Genomic DNA, 1,838 nt, shown 5'->3' on the forward strand with positions numbered 1-1,838 from the left:
GCATTAGATAACGCATAATCCACTGATTGTTGTTTGAATTCGATACTAAATTTTTTGACCATGATATTTGTCTCCTATGATTTTTGTTTATATCATAGAGGCAACTTTTGTCCACTTTTTTGGCGAGGATCAGACTTTACTTATTATCTCCGAGTAACCTTAATCCACTAAAAACTACCATTTTGTATCATTTTTTAATCTGGCGAAAGTTTAGTTATTAATTTTGTTCTATTTTCTTGATTAACAAATGTGTAATAAGCCTCTCCACCATCAAAATATTGGGCAATCTCTAGCTTATTTTTCCCTTTCCATTTATATTCAACTTCAACTCTCATATAATCATCTTCGTAAATATCCGAAAAATCTTCCCCCTGTTTGATTTTTTTTCTAAATAAATTTGAAGGATCAAAACTCATTGCTTCATATACATCCAATATTGTCATGTTTTGATAATAACAAATATCAGTAATATCCATGTCAACTCGTTTAGTTTCAAGGCATTTAACATTATTATGATAATTATTGATATTATTTTCTTGTTCTTCTGATAAACGCTTAAAAAAAATCAATTCATTTTCGTAAGGTATCATTAGATTATTATTATCAAGTAAAATAATATTCATATGATCACTGCTATTACAAATATTTGATGAACTATTTCTATCATTAGTATAAACTTTGATAAAATTTCTGAAGGTTAAATGATGTTTTCTTAACTCATTATCATAATCTTTAAAAAAATCACTTTGATTTAATTGCTTATTGATATCTTCCCAACTTTCTTTCATTTGTTTAAAATCGCATCCCCAAAGAACTATTTTATCTTGATTCAAAAAAATCAGATTATCTAATTTTGTAACTAATAACTTGCCTTCTTTTGTTTGTAGAAGTTGCTCACTTAAATTATCCTTCATCAACATATAATAATTATTTTTAGCCAAATTAATATCTGATGCATAAGCGACATAAGGCAATAAAATTATAAATAAATTTATATACAAAAATTTTAACATTTTACTCCTCCAAATTATTGAGGTTCAGATGAAAATGAATTACGGTATCCTTCTTTTAATAATTCTAGAGGGTCTAATAAATCTGCACGCCTCTGGTATGGCAAGTTTGCTCTATTAGTTAATGGATTTTTTAAATCTAAACCGTTTTCACCTGAATAATATTCTAAATGCAACATATAAATAACGTGACCATCAATAGTTAATAATGGTCTATATTTTTTCGTTTGTTTAGAATTAATTTTAATTTCAATGGTATGGCCACTTTTTTCACCAACTTTGAGTTCTTTTAATAATAATCCTGTTTTTGCAAGTACAGTACCTTGCTTAACAACATCGCCAACTTTAACATTAATACTTTTATGATCTACCTCGCCATAACGAATAATAAATTGACGTCCATTACTCGTTTTATGTTTTATTGTTATTTGATCGGTTTCTGAATAAAATCCACTAATTTGTAGTACAACACCATCACATATTGCAACAATTTCTGTGTTAGGTTCAGTATATAGATCTCGTCCCGCATGTTTCCTTTTACCACCACTACGATTCGATCCAAACATTGTTTGATTATCATTTTTAGTCCAATTAAATCTTTTACCAAATTGCATATCAAAATTGTTTATTGGTTTTACTTTTAATGGGAAAATAATTTCAGTACTTCTAATATTAAAATAATCCACCATCGCCACTGGATGAATAAACCATGCCTTGCCGTCAGTTGATAGATTGGATAGTTTCGGTGTATCAGTATTAACATTCGCATCGCTTTGTTCAGTGCTGGTAGTTTGAGTTTGAGCTTGAGCCTGTGCCACTTGTTTCCAC

General features: G+C 28.8%; 2 protein-coding genes. Both read right to left on the reverse strand.

The window, feature by feature from the left end:
• Positions 1-194: 194 nt before the first annotated feature.
• On the reverse strand, positions 195-1,013 hold the full coding sequence (locus B9N71_RS12195) for a hypothetical protein (RefSeq protein WP_085166095.1): 819 nt from the start codon (positions 1,011-1,013) through the stop codon (positions 195-197).
• 14 nt (positions 1,014-1,027) lie between these two features.
• Positions 1,028-1,838: M23 family metallopeptidase (locus B9N71_RS12200; protein WP_208610517.1), on the reverse strand; the 811-nt coding region annotated here is incomplete at its 5' end.

It is taken from the genome of Gilliamella bombi (genome assembly GCF_900103255.1).
GTDB lineage: Bacteria > Pseudomonadota > Gammaproteobacteria > Enterobacterales > Orbaceae > Gilliamella > Gilliamella bombi.

What these genes read in the sequence shown, in the direction of transcription:
- B9N71_RS12195 (WP_085166095.1), bottom strand. Translation starts at nt 1,013, where the DNA reads ATGTTAAAATTTTTGTATATAAATTTATTTATAATTTTATTGCCTTAT.